Consider the following 12,339-nt stretch of genomic DNA (forward strand, 5'->3'; position numbering starts at 1 on the left):
CTTGCACGGCATCGGCCGGTCGCGTAACGTCCTGTAACTTCACGTTCGCGCTTCGACGCCGTTTTCATGATCACCACACGCCGCTTCATCCAGTCCGTCGCCGCCACGCTCTGCGCGTCAGGGGCCTGGGCCCAGGATGCATCGCGCGCCCGAGCACCGCGTTCCTCGACGGCGCAGGGCGCATGGCCGACCCAACCCATTCGCCTGCTCGTAGGCTTTCCGGCAGGCGCATCGCCGGATCTTGCTGCGCGCGCGATTGCGGGGCCGCTCGCCAAGCTGCTGGGCCAGCCTGTCGTCGTCGAGAACCGCCCCGGCGCCAGCGGCAACCTGGCCGCGGACCAGGTTGCGAAGGCGCAGGACGATCACACCATCGGCGCGCTGATCAACGGCAATCTCACGATCGCCAGGCTGCTCAATCCCAACACGCCCTTCGATCCCGAGAAGGACTTCGCACCCATCAGCCTCATCGGCACGGCGCCGCTCGTGCTGGCGGTGTCGGGCGACGCTCTCGGCGCCAATCCGTCCGAATTGCTGCTGTGGGCGCGCAACCTCAACGATTCGGGCAAGTACGGCACGCCGGGCGTGGGGACCGTCGGCCATCTCGGCATGGAACTGCTCAAGAGCCGCACCAACATCACCGCGCGGCATGTGCCGTTCCCGGGCAATCCGCAGGTCATCAACGCCATGCTTGCCGGCCAGATCCAGTTGGCGCTGTTGCCGCCGGGTCTCGCGAAGCCGCATGTGAAGTCGGGCAAGCTGAAGGCGGTGGGTGTGACTTCGCCGATGCGCAGTCCCTTGTTCGATGAACTGCCGACGCTGCGCGAAGCCAATGTGCGGGGCGCCGACCTGGAGATCTGGACGGCGCTGGCTGCGCCTTCGAGCTTGCCGCCGGCGGCAGTGGCCAAGCTCAATGCTGCATTGGGAGAAGTGGTTCGCCTCGCCGAGGTCCAGCAGAGCCTGCTCGTCGCCGGTTGGCAGGCACAAGCCGGAACGCCGCAGGCGCTGGGCTATCGCATGCGCAATGACACGTCGCAGCTCGGCGGCGTGATCCTCATGCGTGGCATCCGCTCGGAGGTGTGAGGGCCCCCCGGCTTTTCACTTCGCTTCGCTGCGTGTAACTCCACCCCCCGAGGGGGAGGCGCGGCTCGCCTTGGGGCGGCCCGGCGGCGGGCGCATTCTTCCGTTTTCTAGAGCAGACGGGAGATTTCGCTGGCGGAGGCTAGCAATGCTGGAAGCATGGTTTCCTGCATCACTTTTGCGCTGGTGCGGTTTGCCTGGCCGCTGATGTTGAGCGCGGCGACCGCGCGGCCGGAGCGATTCACGATCGGTGCGGCGATGGAGACCAGTCCCTCTTCGAGTTCCTGGTTGACGAGGCACCAACCCTGGCGCCGCGCTTGCGTCACTTTTGCGAAAAGGGCATCCACGTCGGTCAGTGTGTGTTTCGTGAAGGCTTCGCGCGTCGACGCGGCGAGTCGCGCGCGGATCTCGTCGTCGTCGAGGTCGGACAGCAGCAGGCGGCCCATCGACGTGCAGTACGCCGGAAGGCGCGAGCCCACGCCAAGGCTGATGCGCATGATCTTGTGCGTGGGTACGCGCAGCACGTAGACGATGTCGGTGGCATCGAGCACCGCGGCGGAGCACGATTCCTGCACCTGCTGCACAAGCGCTTCCATGACCGGCTCCGCGCGATTCCAGATCGGCATCGACGAGAGGTAGGCGAAACCCAGGTCGAGGATGCGTGCCGTGAGACTGAAGAGCTTGCCGTCGCTCTCGACGTAGCCCAGGGTCTGCAGGGTGAGCAGGATGCGGCGCGCGCCGGCTCGCGTGAGACCGCTGGCGACGGCCACTTCGCTCAGCGTCTGTCGTGGGGCGCTCGCGCTGAACGACTTGATGACCTGCAACCCGCGCGCAAAGGACTGGACGTAACTGTCGCCAGGCGCGGGTGAAACCTGTTGTTTCCTGTGGGTTGCCATGGGATGTGATCTTCTCTAGAATTCATTATACGAACAACTGTTCGGTATGCGAACAAAATCGCAGGCAACATTTCAGTCGGACAATCTGCAAGCCAAGGCGTTCGGCTTTCCTTTCCTTCCCGGAGACAGATTTCATGATCAACAAGATCGCTCGCTCGGTCGCAGATGCCATGGCCGGCATCCAGGACGGCGCCACGGTGCTGATCGGCGGCTTCGGCACCGCCGGTATTCCCAATGAACTCATCGACGGCCTGATCGAACAGGGCGCCAAGGACCTCACCGTCGTCAACAACAACGCAGGCAATGCGGAAGCTGGCCTGGCGGCGCTGCTCAAGGCCGGGCGCGTTCGCAAGATCATCTGCAGCTTTCCGCGCCAGGCCGACAGCTATGTGTTCGACGAGCTCTATCGCACCGGCAAGCTCGAGCTCGAACTGGTGCCGCAAGGCAACCTCGCCGAGCGCATCCGCGCCGCGGGTGCCGGCGTTGGCGCCTTCTTCTGCCCGACCGGATTCGGCACGCAACTGGCGGGCGATCGCGAAACGCGCGAGATCAACGGCAAGCAGTACGTGCTGGAGTACCCGATCCGCGGCGATGTCGCGCTGATCAAGGCCGAGAAGGGCGACCGCTGGGGCAATCTCACCTACCGCAAGGCGGCGCGCAACTTCGGCCCGGTGATGGCAATGGCCTCCGATCGCACGATCGCCACCGTCCACGAGATCGTCGAACTCGGCGACATGGACCCCGAGACCATCGTCACCCCCGGCATCTTCGTCAACAGGATCGTCAAGATCGAGCGCGTCGCCACGCAGGCCGGCGGCTTCAAGAAGGCAGCATGACCATGAGCAACTACCAACGCCGTACCAAGGACCAACTCGCAGCGCGTGTCGCGCAGGACATCTTCGACGGAGCCGTCGTCAATCTCGGCATCGGCCAGCCCACGCTGGTGGCCAACCACCTGCCCGCCGGCCGCGAAGTGATCCTCCACAGCGAGAACGGCATTCTCGGCATGGGCCCCGCGCCGGCTGAAGGCCAGGAGGACTACGACCTCATCAATGCCGGCAAGCAGCCGGTCACGCTGTTGCCCGGTGGCGCCTTCTTCCACCATGCCGACAGCTTCGCGATGATGCGCGGCGGCCACCTCGACATCTGCGTGCTCGGCGCCTTCCAGGTCTCCGCCACCGGCGACCTCGCCAACTGGAGCACAGGCGAGGCAGGCGCCATTCCCGCGGTTGGCGGTGCGATGGACCTGGCCATCGGCGCCAAGCAGACCTGGGTCATGATGGATCTGCTCACCAAGAAGGGCGAGAGCAAGATCGTCGCCGAATGCACCTATCCGCTGACCGGCATCGGCTGTGTGAAGCGGGTGTATTCCGATCTCGCGACCATCGAATGCACGCCTGCCGGTCTGAAGCTCATCGACAAGGTCGAGGGCCTCGAACACGCTGAACTCGAAAAACTGGTCGGCCTGCCGATCGCCATCTGACAACGGAACCGAGACACACACCATGACCAACGAAGCCTTCATCTGCGATGCCGTTCGCACTCCCTTCGGCCGCTACGGCGGTTCGCTCTCCAGCGTGCGCGCCGACGACCTGGGTGCCGTTCCGCTCAAGGCACTGATGGAACGCAACAAGAAAGTCGACTGGCAGGCCGTGAGCGACGTGCTCTTCGGCTGCGCCAACCAGGCCGGCGAAGACAACCGCAATGTCGCGCGCATGTCGGCGCTGCTCGCCGGCCTGCCGCTCGAAGTCGGCGGCGGCACCATCAACCGCCTGTGCGGTTCGGGCCTGGATGCGGTCGGCACTGCGGCACGCGCCATCAAGGCCGGCGAGTCTGGCCTGATGATCGCCGGCGGCGTGGAAAGCATGAGCCGCGCGCCCTTCGTGATGCCCAAGGCCGAAAGCGCCTTCAGCCGCAACAACGCGGTGTACGACACCACCATCGGCTGGCGCTTCGTCAACAAGCTCATGAAGGCGCAGTACGGCGTCGACTCGATGCCCGAGACGGCCGAGAACGTCGCGACCGACTACAAGATCGAGCGCGAGGCGCAGGACCGCATGGCGCTTGCCTCGCAGCAGCGCGCCGTGGCAGCGCAGAAATCCGGGTTCTTCGACGCCGAGATCGTGCCCGTCACGGTCGCGCAGAAGAAGGGTGATCCGATCGTCGTCTCGAAGGACGAGCATCCCCGCGACACAAGCCTCGAAGCACTCGCCAAGCTCAAGGGCGTGGTGCGTCCCGACGGCACGGTGACGGCCGGCAATGCAAGCGGCGTGAACGACGGCGCGGCCGCGCTGTTGCTCGCCGACGAGGCGACGGCGGCCAAGTACGGCCTCACGCCGCGCGCCCGCGTGGTGGGCATGGCGACGGCCGGCGTGCCGCCACGCATCATGGGTATCGGTCCGGCGCCTGCGACCGAGAAGGTGCTGAAGCTCACCGGCCTCAAGCTCGACCAGATCGACGTGATCGAACTGAACGAAGCCTTCGCGGCACAGGGCCTCGCGGTGCTACGCCTCCTGGGCCTCAAGGACGACGACGCGCGCGTGAACATCAACGGCGGCGCGATCGCGTTGGGCCACCCGCTGGGCGCGAGTGGTGCGCGGCTCGCCACCACCGCCATCAACCAGCTGCACAAAGGTGGCGGCCGCTATGCGCTGTGCACGATGTGCATCGGCGTGGGGCAGGGCATCGCGGTCATCCTCGAGCGCGTCTGATCTCCTGACCCCATCCGTCGGCCGGCCCGCCTGCATTCGGGGCGCCCGGGTTTCGCGCTGAGCGCATGCCGGCCGCGCGAGCCTCTTCCTTCTTCATCACTCGTTCATCACCGGGCCTCGCTGTCCAGGGAAAATTCATGACTTTCAGATCGCTATCGTCGCGTCGTCAACTCGGTCTTTCCGCCTTCGCACTGGCGGCCGCTGCCTTGCTGCCGGTCGCGGCCAGCGCACAGCAATTCCCGACCAAGCCGATTCGCATCGTCGTGCCGTTCACCCCCGGTGGCGGCAACGACGTGTTCGCGCGCCAGATGGCCAAGAGCCTCGGCGAGCTTCGCAATCAGGGCGTCGTGGTCGAGAACAAGCCCGGTGCGGGTGGCAACCTCGGCACCGAATACGTGGTGAGAAGCGCGCCGGACGGAACGACCTTGCTGCTGGGGCATTCGGGCACTGTGTCTATCAACCCCGCGCTCTACAGCCATCTCAAGTACGACACGCAGAAGGACCTCGTGCCCGTGGCAATGTTCGCGTCTTCGGCCTTGCTGCTGGTCGTTCCGGCAAGCTCGCCGGTGAAGACGGTGGCCGATCTCGTGACCGCCGCGAAGGCGGCGTCCGGAAACTTCAACTACGCGTCCAGCGGGAGCGGCACCGGCGGTCATCTCACCGGCGAGATGTTGGGGCAGAGGAGCGGCGTGAAGATCAACCACATCCCCTACAAGGGCACGGCGCCTGCGTTGACCGATCTGGTGGGCGGGCAGGTACAGATGATGTTCAGCGTCATCCCGCCCGCGTTGGCGCTGGTCAAGAGCGGGCGCCTGCGGGCGGTGGCTGTCACTGGAAGCACGCGGCTGCCGTCGTTGCCGAATGTGCCGACCGTGGCCGAATCCGGCGTGCCGGGCCTCGCGAAGTTCGAGAGCACCTTGACCTACGGCATCCTCGCGCCGCGCGGTACGCCCGACGCGTTCGTCAAGGAGCTGTCGGGCCAGATGCTCAAGGTCGCGGCGACCGAAGAGTTCCAGTCGAGGCTCGGCGTCGAAGGCGCGGTACCTCTCCTGGGCGGGAGCTCCGAGTACGCGGCGCTGATCCGCAAGGAGAGCGCCCAGTGGGCCGAGATCATCAAGGTCTCCGGTGCCACCGTGGAGTGAGCTTTATCTCGCTTCCGATGCGGCACCTTGCCATACGAGGGTCGCTGCGGCGAGGTCTTCGAGCGCACTGCCGACGGCCTTGAAGACAGTGCGTTCCGAAGGCGAGAGCCTGCCGGATCGCTCGCCCCGGCAGAGCTGCGCCAGCGTCGCCTGGATGCCTTCCGGCGTGAGCGCATTCGCGGCGAATGCATCGAGCAGGTCTCCGGCTTTGGTCGGCGCCTCTTCTGTGTCGACAAACACACGCGCATCGGCGAAGCAGGAAGGATGAGCCTCCTTCATCGCGGGGGTGAAGCTGCCGATCAGATCGAGATGGGAGCCGGGGGTGAGCCATTCGCCCCTGACGAGCGGTGACGTGGCGAGCGTGGCGCAGGTCACGATGTCGGCGCCGCGAACGGCCGATTCAAGATCCGTGACCGCTTGCGCATTCCAGCCTTCCGACCGCCACTGCGCTGCCAGCGCTTGCGCGCCCTCAGCGCGGTGATTCCATACTTGTACTTCATCGATCTCGCGCACGCTCGCATGCGCGGCAGGCAGCAGGCGTGCGATGCGCCCGGTGCCCAGCACCAACAGCCGCTTCGCATCCGCGCGTGCCAGGAACGACGCACCCAGCGCCGAAGCCGCCGCAGTACGCCATGCGGTGATCTCGTTGCCATCGAACTGCGCCAGCGGCACGCCGGTGTGGGCGTCGTAGAGCACATAGGTCGCGTGCAACCCGGGCAGGCCGCGAGCACTGTTGCCGGGGAAGATGTTGATGGTCTTGATGCCGAGATAGCCCGCCTCGCTCCAGGCAGGCATGATCAGCACGGTGCCTTTGTCAGCGCCGGCTTCGACGGAATGGACGTGGCGCGGCGGCACGTTCGCTTCGCCCGCAAAGGCCTCGCGCAAGGCCGGAACGAGATGGTCGAACTTCAGGCGCGCGCGGGTCTGGTCTGCGTCGAGGATCTTCATGCGTGGACAATGTAGCCTTCCCGCAGCCGCGTCTCGCTCCGTTTTGAATCTCCCCATCATCACCGACCCGCACTTCTATGCGGTTGCCGTTCCCGCCGTGCTGATGCTCGGCGTCAGCAAGAGTGGCTTCGGCGCCGGCTTCGGCTCCCTTGCCGTACCGCTTCTTGCATTGGCCGTCACCGTCCCGCAGGCGGCGGCGATCCTGATGCCCGTGCTTCTGCTGATGGACCTGCTGGGGCTCGCTGCGTTCCGGCGTGACTTCGACCGCAAGCTGCTCCTGTTCCTCATTCCCTGTGGTCTTGTGGGCACGGTCATCGGAACGCTGCTCTTCAGGGTGCTGCCGGCGCACACGGTGGCGGGCATCGTCGGCGTCTTCACGCTGGCCTTTCTTGCGCAGCGGCTGTTGTTCCCGCCACGGCCCAACGGCCCGCTGCCATCGAAAACCACCGGCGCCGTGCTGACGACCATCAGCGGCTTCACCAGCTTCATCGCGCATGCGGGCGGGCCGCCGGTCAACGCCTACGTCATTCCGCTGCGGCTCGCGCCCGTCCCCTACACGGCGACGATGGCGTACTTCTTCTTCGTGGTGAACCTGAGCAAATGGGTGCCGTACGCGTGGCTGGGCCTGCTCGACTGGCGCAACATGGCGACCTCCCTCGCGCTCCTGCCGATCGCGCCCCTGGGCGTGTGGGTGGGAATCCGCATCGCTCGCCGCATCGATCCCGTCTGGTTCTATCGCTTCGTCTACCTCGGCATGCTCCTGACGGGCCTCAAGCTCAGCTGGGATGGATTCGTCGCCTGAGCCTCGGGGGATGTAATGCAAATATCTACGATTGCCGAGCCCCTTGCGCATGTGCAGAATTTCGGGATGCCCGTACCGTCGACGACGCCCGCCAATCTTGAGGATGAGGAGCTGCAGACTCTCGCGTCGGAGTGGCGTATCCGTGCCATGCAGGGTGACCAGCTCGCCCATCGCATGGCCCAGGCGCTCGAGGCGGAACAGCGCCGCCGCATCCGTGACACCGGCCTGCAGACCCTTGCGCCAGCAGCTTCTCCGGGGCCATCTCCTTGGTGGAAGTTCTGGTAAACATGATTTCCATCGACTTCGGTATCGGCCTCGCCCTGCTGAGTCTCTTCGGCGCGACCTTTCTTTCCAACCTGCTCGCACGCCGACGCGACAAGGCCCGCGAGTTCGATCCGCTCACGCGCGAGGCGCGAGAACTCCTCTTGCGGGAGCGCTCGGCGCCGATTCCGCTGTGTCCTACGCTCGGTCCCGAACACTGGGCCCGTCTGGAGGCCGTGCAGCCGAGCTGGCGCCGCAAGGGTTTCGAGGCGGCGCGTGCCCGCTACAACGAGGCGCGCAATGCATTCTCGCGCCATGACTTCAACGGCGAGCTCTACTACCCTGACCCGAACCTGATCGTCGGCGCCGCGCACGAAGTGCTGGCGCTCACCGAGCGCTTCTAGTCATCCCCCGCCTGTCGCTAGTGGTAGATCTTCTGCAGCAGGCGGATCAGCGTCTCGCGCTCGCGTGAGGTCAGCCGCGCGCTGGCGTCTGCTTCGAGCTGCACCACCGTCAGTTCCGCTTCGCGCACCAGTTCCTCGCCGGCCGGCGTCAAGTGAAGGCCGATCGCGCGACCGTCATGCGGGTGGGGGCGCCGTTCGATCAGTCCGCGGCCATCCATCGCGGCGATCAGGCTCACGAGATTGGGCGGCAGGATGTCCAGCGTGGAACAGAGCTGGCGGGACGTGGCGCCCGGGTTGTGGGCCAGCAGCGACAGCACCGAAAAATCGACCTGCTTCAGGCCATACGCGGCCATGCGCTCCGAGAACACCTCGCTGATGATCAGCCAGGCCCTGCGGGCGTTGTAGCCGACCAACGTTTCGAGCACCCGGGTGTCCAGGCGATCGGAACGCGGCGCCTGGGCGTGCGTGGCGGGAATGGATTTCTTACGGAGAACTGCCATGCCCCCGAGCGTAACTGTCTTCGACGCCTGTGGGAGCCCCTCAGAGGGTGGATTGCGCGGTGACGCCTTCGCACGCGCGCTTGACGATGCCGAGTCGCATCTCGAACTCCGGCAACGCCCAGCGCCGAAAGGCAGCGCCGGGTGCCGACCAGCGCTCGTCGCTGGGCGCCGCGTTCTCGATGCGAGCCCAGGCCCAGGCCAGCAGGGTGATCATCACCACGCGCAGGTAGTCGTCAGCGACCTCGTAGGGCAGCGCCGCATCTGCCTGCGCAGCGATGGTGATCGTGGTGGTGAGATAGCGCAGCTGCGCCAGCCGGCGCTGCACATCGGCGTCGATCTCGCGCGAGGCGTCGAGTTCGTCGCGCAGCTCGATCAGCACCCCCGACATGCCGGCGCCGCCGTCGGCCAGCACCTTGCGCACCAGCAGGTCGATGGCCTGGATCTCGTTCGTGCCCTCGTAGATCATCGTCACGCGCGAATCGCGCACGACCTGTTCGATGCCCCATTCGCGCACATAGCCGTGGCCGCCGAAGACCTGCAGGCATTCGCTCGCGCCGAGAAAGGCCTGCTGGCTGCAAGCGGCCTTCAGTACGGGCGTGACGTGCGCACACCAGCGTTGTGCACGTTCGCGCAGCTTGGGATCGGGATCATGCCGTGCGACGTCGAGCTGGACGGCGGTGCGGTAGGCGATGACCCGGGAACCATCGATCCAGGCCCGTTGCGTGTCGAGAATCCGGCGGATGGCCGGGTGCTCGGCCACGAGGTCGGCAGTCTCGCCACCCCGGCTTTCAGGGACGGGGCCGGGCGCGCGCATCTGACGCCGCTCGTGCGCATAGGCGTCGGCCTTCTGCCAAGCGGCGTCGAGCAGTCCGATGCCCTGGAGCGCCACGTGGAGGCGCGCCGCATTCATCATCACGAACATCGCGGCGAGGCCGCGGTTGGGTTCCCCTATCAGCCAGCCGGTGGCGTCGTCGAAGCGCATCACGCAGGTCGAACTGCCGTGCAAGCCCATCTTTTCCTCGATGCGCTCGCAATGGACCGCGTTGCGCGATCCGTCGGGCATCAGCTTGGGCACGAGCACCAGCGACAGTCCCTTGGGGCCGGCCGGCGCGTCGGGCAGGCGACAAAGCACCAGGTGAATGATGTTGTCGGTGAGGTCGTGCTCGCCGCCGGAAATGAAGATCTTGCCGCCGGCGACGCGGAAGCTGCCATCGGCCTGCGCGACGGCGCGGGTGTGCACCTGGCCCAGGTCGCTGCCGGCATGGGCTTCGGTAAGGCACATCGTGGCGAGCCACTCGCCGGTGGCGATCTTCGAGAGGTAGCGTTGCTTCAGTTCGTCGCTGCCGTGGTGCTTGAGGCATTCGTACGCGCCGTGCAGCAGCCCCGGCGCCATGGTGAGCCCATGATTGGCTGCACTGAGCCATTCGAAGAGAACGGCTTCGAGCACGGCCGGCAGACCTTGGCCACCGTCTTCAATGGCGGCGGAGAGCGCAGGCCAGCCGCCGTCGACGAAAGCTCGGTACGCCTCGCGAAAGCCGGGCGGCGTGACCACCTTACCCTCGACGAAGCGACAACCGACCTCGTCGCCGGTCCTGTTCACCGGTGCGATGACTTCGGCGACCAACTTGCCAGCCTCGTCGAGAACCTGCGCCTGCAGCGCGTCGTCGAGCTCCGCGAACGGTCGCAGGGCGCGTAGACGCGGGACGGCGCCGAGCACCGTGTTCAACACGAAGCTCACATCGTCGGGGCGGGGCTGGTAATTCATCGCGAATCGGCGCGTGTCAGGATTCGGCCGTGAAGCCGATCTTCTTGACCAGCGGACCCCAGCGCTCGTACTCGCTCTGAATCGACTTCTTCATTTCCTCGGGCGTCGAGCCGTTCGCGACCAGGCCGACGGCGAACAGCCCGTCGATGATTGCCGGGTCCTTCAGTGCGGTGGTGATCGCTGCGTTGGCTGCGCTGACCACGCTGGCAGGCGTCTTCGCAGGTGCGATGAAGCCGAACCATTCCTCGGCGACGATCTCGGGGAAGCCTTGCTCCGCAAACGTCGGCACGTCGGGGAAGTACGGCGCCCGCTTGTTGCCCGACGTGGCGAGCACGCGGAGCTTGCCGGCCTTCGCGAACGGGAGATAGTCGCCGGCCGGCGTCATGCTCGAGGCGATCTGCCCGCCGACCACGTCGTTCACTGCAGGCAGCGAACCACGGTAGGGGACGTGCTTGAGTTCCGTGCCGCTGTTGAGGGCCAGCAGCGCGCCGAGAAAGTGCGGCGTCGACCCCGCGCCCGGCGAACCGTAGCTGGCGTCCTTGGGATTGGCCTTGGCCCACGCGATGTAGTCCTTCAGCGTCTTCACTTCCGCCGGGACCATCGGGCCGACGGCCAGGCCGTGCGTCATGACGGCGCCGATCGAGATCGGCGCGAAATCGCTGATCGCGTAGTTGAGCTTGCTGTAGATGTGCGGATAGGTCGATAGTGCCGAGGCTTGGCAGACCGCCAGGACCGAGCCGTCGGCTGGCGAAGTCTTGAGCGCTTCGAGCGCGATCCGGCCGCCCGCGCCGGGCCGGTTGTCGACCACTGCGGCATTCTTGGTGAACGCGGTGTTGCCGAGCTTGTCGCCGACACGTCGCGCGACGCTGTCGCCTGCGCTCCCGGCCGGGAAGCCGTAGAGGATCTTCACCTGGTTGAGCGCTTCCGCGAGCGCCGCGACCGGATGCAGCGCACCGAGGACGGCGGTCGCGCCAAGGGTCTGGACGAAATGTCGGCGGGTGGTCATGTCTTGTCTCCTAGGTCTTCATTGAACAGGTTCTTCGGGCTCAGCGCGGCGCCATGCGCAGCGCGCCGTCCAGGCGGATCACCTCGCCGTTGAGGTGGCCGTTGGTCACGATGTGGCAGGCCAGTTCGGCGAACTCCGAGGGCTTGCCCAGGCGTGGCGGGAAAGGTATCGACGCGGCCAGGGACTGCTGGATGGGCTCCGGCAGTTCCTTGAGCAGGGGCGTTGCGAACAGGCCCGGCGCGATAGTGCATACGCGGATGCCGTGCTGCGCGAGGTCGCGTGCCATCGGCAATGTCATGCCGACGAGCCCGCCCTTCGAAGCGCTGTAGGCCTGTTGGCCGACCTGGCCGTCGAAGGCCGCGACCGAGGCGGTGAACATCATCACGCCGCGCTCGCCGCCTTCGATCGGTTCGAGCTTGGCGCAGCGCGCCGCATAGAGGCGACTGATGTTGTACGCACCGATGAGGTTGACGTTGACCACGCGCACGAAGTCTTCCAGCGGCGCGGGGTTGCCGTCCTTTCCGACGATGCGCTTGGCGCTGCCGATGCCGGCCACGTTCATGAGGATGCGCGCGGGGCCGTGCGCGGCTTCGGCCTTGTCGAGCGCGGCCGTGACGCTGTCGGCCTGCGTGATGTCGCAGACGCAGGCAATGCCGCCGATCTCGGCGGCGACCTTTTCGGCCAGCGCGGCATTGACGTCGAGCACCGCGACCTTGGCGCCGAGTCGCGCGAGCTCGCGCGCCGTGGCTTCACCGAGGCCGGAGGCCCCGCCGGTGACGAGTGCGGCTTGTCCTTGGATGTTCATGGCGTGTGTCTCCTGGAGTGGT

14 protein-coding genes are annotated in these 12,339 nt (G+C 66.4%); 8 read left to right on the forward strand and 6 right to left on the reverse strand.

Annotated elements, in window-relative coordinates; all coding sequences use genetic code 11:
- Positions 1 to 66 precede the first annotated feature (66 nt).
- Complete coding sequence (locus tag AC1D3B_RS10410; protein ID WP_478190579.1) at positions 67 to 1,080, forward strand: Bug family tripartite tricarboxylate transporter substrate binding protein; 1,014 nt, start codon at positions 67 to 69, stop codon at positions 1,078 to 1,080.
- Positions 1,081 to 1,187: 107 nt separating this feature from the next.
- On the opposite strand, the gene AC1D3B_RS10415 is transcribed toward AC1D3B_RS10410, so the two are convergent.
- Positions 1,188 to 1,973, reverse strand: coding sequence for an IclR family transcriptional regulator domain-containing protein (locus tag AC1D3B_RS10415; RefSeq protein ID WP_478190580.1), 786 nt, complete (start codon positions 1,971 to 1,973; stop codon positions 1,188 to 1,190).
- A gap of 134 nt (positions 1,974 to 2,107) precedes the next feature.
- On the opposite strand from AC1D3B_RS10415, the gene AC1D3B_RS10420 reads away from it, so the two are divergent.
- From AC1D3B_RS10420 to AC1D3B_RS10435, 4 genes are all read left to right on the forward strand, one after another.
- Positions 2,108 to 2,809 (forward strand): 3-oxoacid CoA-transferase subunit A, encoded by a 702-nt coding sequence (locus AC1D3B_RS10420; protein WP_478190581.1) that lies wholly within the window; start codon positions 2,108 to 2,110, stop codon positions 2,807 to 2,809.
- Positions 2,810 to 2,811: 2 nt separating this feature from the next.
- The gene (locus AC1D3B_RS10425) at positions 2,812 to 3,456 is read left to right on the forward strand and encodes a 3-oxoacid CoA-transferase subunit B (protein WP_478190582.1); all 645 of its coding nucleotides are present in this window, start codon (positions 2,812 to 2,814) and stop codon (positions 3,454 to 3,456) included.
- Positions 3,457 to 3,478: 22 nt separating this feature from the next.
- On the forward strand, positions 3,479 to 4,684 hold the full coding sequence (gene pcaF / locus AC1D3B_RS10430; RefSeq protein WP_478190583.1) for a 3-oxoadipyl-CoA thiolase: 1,206 nt from the start codon (positions 3,479 to 3,481) through the stop codon (positions 4,682 to 4,684).
- 137 nt (positions 4,685 to 4,821) lie between these two features.
- The gene (locus tag AC1D3B_RS10435) at positions 4,822 to 5,826 is read left to right on the forward strand and encodes a Bug family tripartite tricarboxylate transporter substrate binding protein (protein WP_478190584.1); all 1,005 of its coding nucleotides are present in this window, start codon (positions 4,822 to 4,824) and stop codon (positions 5,824 to 5,826) included.
- A 3-nt stretch (positions 5,827 to 5,829) separates the two neighbouring features.
- Here the strand turns inward: AC1D3B_RS10435 and lhpI are convergent, their stop codons facing one another.
- Positions 5,830 to 6,774 carry a bifunctional Delta(1)-pyrroline-2-carboxylate/Delta(1)-piperideine-2-carboxylate reductase gene (gene lhpI / locus AC1D3B_RS10440; RefSeq protein WP_478190585.1) on the reverse strand — a complete coding sequence of 315 codons (945 nt, stop codon included), beginning with the start codon at positions 6,772 to 6,774 and terminating at the stop codon, positions 5,830 to 5,832.
- A gap of 43 nt (positions 6,775 to 6,817) precedes the next feature.
- Between lhpI and AC1D3B_RS10445 the strand changes: the two genes are divergently transcribed.
- Genes AC1D3B_RS10445 through AC1D3B_RS10455 form a run of 3 tightly spaced genes read left to right on the forward strand, consistent with a single transcriptional unit; the run spans position 6,818 to position 8,241 of the window.
- Complete coding sequence (locus tag AC1D3B_RS10445; protein WP_478190586.1) at positions 6,818 to 7,576, forward strand: sulfite exporter TauE/SafE family protein; 759 nt, start codon at positions 6,818 to 6,820, stop codon at positions 7,574 to 7,576.
- 15 nt (positions 7,577 to 7,591) lie between these two features.
- Positions 7,592 to 7,861 carry a hypothetical protein gene (locus AC1D3B_RS10450; RefSeq protein ID WP_478190587.1) on the forward strand — a complete coding sequence of 90 codons (270 nt, stop codon included), beginning with the start codon at positions 7,592 to 7,594 and terminating at the stop codon, positions 7,859 to 7,861.
- 2 nt (positions 7,862 to 7,863) lie between these two features.
- Positions 7,864 to 8,241, forward strand: coding sequence for a hypothetical protein (locus AC1D3B_RS10455; protein WP_478190588.1), 378 nt, complete (start codon positions 7,864 to 7,866; stop codon positions 8,239 to 8,241).
- Between the two features lie 17 nt (positions 8,242 to 8,258).
- Here AC1D3B_RS10455 and AC1D3B_RS10460 read toward each other — a convergent pair whose 3' ends face one another.
- From AC1D3B_RS10460 to AC1D3B_RS10475, 4 genes are read right to left on the reverse strand one after another with little or no spacing between them, the layout of a single operon-like run.
- Complete coding sequence (locus AC1D3B_RS10460; RefSeq protein WP_478190589.1) at positions 8,259 to 8,741, reverse strand: MarR family winged helix-turn-helix transcriptional regulator; 483 nt, start codon at positions 8,739 to 8,741, stop codon at positions 8,259 to 8,261.
- 40 nt (positions 8,742 to 8,781) lie between these two features.
- Positions 8,782 to 10,506, reverse strand: a complete 1,725-nt coding sequence (locus AC1D3B_RS10465; protein WP_478190590.1) for an acyl-CoA dehydrogenase family protein — start codon at positions 10,504 to 10,506, stop codon at positions 8,782 to 8,784.
- 16 nt (positions 10,507 to 10,522) lie between these two features.
- A complete protein-coding gene (locus AC1D3B_RS10470) occupies positions 10,523 to 11,512 on the reverse strand; it encodes a Bug family tripartite tricarboxylate transporter substrate binding protein (RefSeq protein WP_478190591.1) in 990 nt (329 codons plus the stop codon).
- Between the two features lie 40 nt (positions 11,513 to 11,552).
- On the reverse strand, positions 11,553 to 12,317 hold the full coding sequence (locus AC1D3B_RS10475) for an SDR family NAD(P)-dependent oxidoreductase (protein WP_478190592.1): 765 nt from the start codon (positions 12,315 to 12,317) through the stop codon (positions 11,553 to 11,555).
- Between the last annotated feature and the right edge of the window lie 22 nt (positions 12,318 to 12,339).

The sequence above is a fragment of the Variovorax sp. P5_A3 genome (genome assembly GCF_056400665.1).

Bases quoted from the DNA above. Each gene is read 5' to 3' on its own strand.
- AC1D3B_RS10465 (WP_478190590.1), bottom strand. From the start codon at position 10,506: ATGAATTACCAGCCCCGCCCCGACGATGTGAGCTTCGTGTTGAACACG.
- AC1D3B_RS10460 (WP_478190589.1), bottom strand. From the start codon at position 8,741: ATGGCAGTTCTCCGTAAGAAATCCATTCCCGCCACGCACGCCCAGGCG.
- AC1D3B_RS10450 (WP_478190587.1), top strand. From the start codon at position 7,592: ATGCAAATATCTACGATTGCCGAGCCCCTTGCGCATGTGCAGAATTTC.
- AC1D3B_RS10410 (WP_478190579.1), top strand. From the start codon at position 67: ATGATCACCACACGCCGCTTCATCCAGTCCGTCGCCGCCACGCTCTGC.
- lhpI (WP_478190585.1), bottom strand. From the start codon at position 6,774: ATGAAGATCCTCGACGCAGACCAGACCCGCGCGCGCCTGAAGTTCGAC.
- AC1D3B_RS10475 (WP_478190592.1), bottom strand. From the start codon at position 12,317: ATGAACATCCAAGGACAAGCCGCACTCGTCACCGGCGGGGCCTCCGGC.
- AC1D3B_RS10435 (WP_478190584.1), top strand. From the start codon at position 4,822: ATGACTTTCAGATCGCTATCGTCGCGTCGTCAACTCGGTCTTTCCGCC.
- pcaF (WP_478190583.1), top strand. From the start codon at position 3,479: ATGACCAACGAAGCCTTCATCTGCGATGCCGTTCGCACTCCCTTCGGC.
- AC1D3B_RS10425 (WP_478190582.1), top strand. From the start codon at position 2,812: ATGAGCAACTACCAACGCCGTACCAAGGACCAACTCGCAGCGCGTGTC.
- AC1D3B_RS10470 (WP_478190591.1), bottom strand. From the start codon at position 11,512: ATGACCACCCGCCGACATTTCGTCCAGACCCTTGGCGCGACCGCCGTC.
- AC1D3B_RS10420 (WP_478190581.1), top strand. From the start codon at position 2,108: ATGATCAACAAGATCGCTCGCTCGGTCGCAGATGCCATGGCCGGCATC.
- AC1D3B_RS10455 (WP_478190588.1), top strand. From the start codon at position 7,864: ATGATTTCCATCGACTTCGGTATCGGCCTCGCCCTGCTGAGTCTCTTC.
- AC1D3B_RS10415 (WP_478190580.1), bottom strand. From the start codon at position 1,973: ATGGCAACCCACAGGAAACAACAGGTTTCACCCGCGCCTGGCGACAGT.